The sequence below is a fragment of the Streptomyces sp. T39 genome, assembly GCF_008042045.1.
GTDB lineage: Bacteria > Actinomycetota > Actinomycetes > Streptomycetales > Streptomycetaceae > Streptomyces.
In genome coordinates, this window is the sequence record NZ_RDBP01000279.1 from 1 (window position 1) to 655 (window position 655).

The 655-nt window shown below is 71.6% G+C and carries 1 protein-coding gene; it reads left to right on the forward strand.

Going from position 1 to position 655, the window contains the following annotated elements; genetic code table 11:
* Nucleotides 1-78 precede the first annotated feature (78 nt).
* On the forward strand, nucleotides 79-655 hold a 577-nt coding region (locus EAO77_RS38260; protein WP_147992857.1), incomplete at its 3' end, for a hypothetical protein.

Sequence of the window (655 nt, forward strand, 5' to 3'; positions counted from 1 at the left end):
ACGGGGCGCCCGCAGCATCGGCAAAGAGGCCGGCCTCCCCACACCCACCCCGAATCCGAGATGAGGAGCACACCCAGCATGACCGATCGCATCCGCGCCATCGAGGGCCTCGCCCTGGCTGCCGCCCTGACCGCCGTCTTCGACGGAGTTCACAGCTTCGGGGACCAGTTCGTGCAGAACTCGCACGACGCTTCGACCAAGGGCATGCACGGCTCCCACCTGGTCTACAAGAACGACGGCTCCCGGGTGGAAGCGAACCCGTGGCGCCACGGCGCCGAGGGCCGCACCTGCACCGCCAGCGCGTACGGCCGCCGCTCGGTGAGCCGACACGTTGCCAGCTACAGCGCCGTGCAGCTCGCCTCCACCCTCGCCGTCACCCGCACCGTCGGCTACCGCGTCCCCGCGGCCGCGCTCCTCACCGGCGCCGCGATCAACGCGATCACCCACGGAATCCTGGACCGGCGCGACCCGCTCCTGTGGCTTGCCGAGAAGACGGGCAAGACCGGCTACATCAAGCACGCCACCGTCGTACGCAAGGCCGGCGGCGAGGGCACCGAGTACCCCGAGCCGGTCCAGGACGTCTCCGGGCCCGGCACGGCGCTGATGGAGCTGGACCAGTCGGCCCACCGCCTGATCGGCGTGGCCGCCGCCCTGG